The sequence below is a fragment of the Longimicrobium sp. genome (assembly GCA_036389795.1).
GTDB lineage: Bacteria > Gemmatimonadota > Gemmatimonadetes > Longimicrobiales > Longimicrobiaceae > Longimicrobium.
On sequence record DASVWD010000254.1, the window covers coordinates 1 to 1,639 of the forward strand.

At 74.7% G+C, this 1,639-nt stretch carries 1 protein-coding gene; it reads left to right on the forward strand.

The window, feature by feature from the left end; translation table 11 throughout:
* Positions 1-218 precede the first annotated feature (218 nt).
* On the forward strand, positions 219-1,409 hold the full coding sequence (locus VF746_29685) for a glycosyltransferase family 4 protein (GenBank protein HEX8696627.1): 1,191 nt from the start codon (positions 219-221) through the stop codon (positions 1,407-1,409).
* Positions 1,410-1,639 lie beyond the last annotated feature (230 nt).

Consider the following 1,639-nt stretch of genomic DNA (forward strand, 5'->3'; position numbering starts at 1 on the left):
CCAGCGTCTCCGGAAACAGCACCTGCTGATCCCGGTCAACCCCGGTGATGTAGCCCATGCTCGCTCCCTGGCTGGCTGTGGGATCGCCAGCAATTTACCTCGCAGGAGACAGTTTTGACACAGTCTGGGCCTCAGGATGACGGCAACGGCAACCGGTCTTTCGGATTGGCATCAGGGGTCCTCCGCCCGTCCACCTCCTCCCGACCTCACGCCCGTCCATGACGCCAGGTGATGCGGAGCGCCGCGTGGCCGTGGTCTACGGCTCCCCGGCGGGAGGCGGCGGGCTGGGGCTGCAGGCGGCCTCCGCGCTCGCGGCGCTGGCGCTGGGGGACGCGCGCGTGCACGCGTTCGGCCCGGGGCGGGCGGGAGACTGGCCGCTGGAGGAGGAGCCGGCGGCGGAGTGGCACGTCTCGCCGGAGCCGGTCCCGCGCTGGCTGGCGCTCTACACGCCCTACCGCTGGCGCGCGGGGCGGCGGCAGCTCCTGCACGACGCGCGGCTCGGCCGCTGGGCCGCGGGCGGGGTGGCGCGGCTGCGGCCGGCGCGGTGCTACGCCTTCACCGGGGTGGCCCTGGAGACGCTGCGCTGGGCGCGCGCGGCGGGGGTGCCGGCGGTGCTCGACTCGCCCAACGGCCACATCGCCGCCTTCGCGGAGGTGTACCGGCGCGAGGCGCGGCGCTGGTGCGGCGGGGCCTGGCACGGCCACCCCACGCCCCGGGCGGTGGCGCGCATCGAGGAGGAGTACGCGCTGGCGGACCGCATCCGCGTCTCGTCGGCGTGGGCGAAGAGGTCGCTGGCGGCGGGCGGGGTGCCGGCGGAGAAGGTGCACGCGGCCGCCCAGCCCGTGAACCTGCGGCGCTTCCGTCCCCCGGCCGGGCGGTGGGCCGCGTCGGGGCCGCTGCGGGTGTGCTACGTGGGCACGCTGGACCCGCGCAAGGGCTTCGTCTACCTGCTGGAGGCGGCGCGGAAGGTGGGTGCGGCCCGCGTGGAGCTGGAGATCGTGGGCTCCACCGGCGACCGCTGCTCGCGCGGGCTCTTCGAGCGGCACGCGGCCGGGGTGGTGCGCGGCTGCGCGCCCGGCGACCCGCTCCCGGCGTACCACCGCGCCGAGCTGTTCGTGCTCCCCAGCCTGGAAGAGGGCTTCGGCTTCGTCGCCGCCGAGGCGATGGCGTGCGGCCTCCCCGTCGTGGTCACCGACCAGTGCGGCGCGGCGGAGTGGGTGCAGCCCGGCCGCACCGGCTGGGTCGTCCCCGCCGGCGACGCCGACGCGCTGGCCGGAGCGCTGGAAGGGGCATTGCGCATTCGCCCGGATCTCCCGGAGATGGGCCGCCTCGCGCGTGCGGAGGCCGAGCGGCGCTCCGCCTCCGCGCTTATCTCGCTGCGGGACTGGTTCTACGGGCTGGAGGGGTGATTCCGCCCTGCCTGGAGTCGCTCGGGTCGAGCTCCGCATTCTCGTTCTCACGCGGAGCGGAGTCAGCACGGAACGGTGACGGTGGATCGGAATCGGGATAGGGGGGCCGGTCTCCCGGCACCCCCTCCCCCACCACCGTACGTACGGGTCCGTATACGGCGGTTCGGATGGTTGATGGACTGAGTGTGTTGTGCTCCGTCCTGAGTGAAGAGGCTGCTCCCCGCCGTCCG

Bases quoted from the DNA above. Each gene is read 5' to 3' on its own strand.
- VF746_29685 (HEX8696627.1), top strand. From the start codon at position 219: ATGACGCCAGGTGATGCGGAGCGCCGCGTGGCCGTGGTCTACGGCTCC.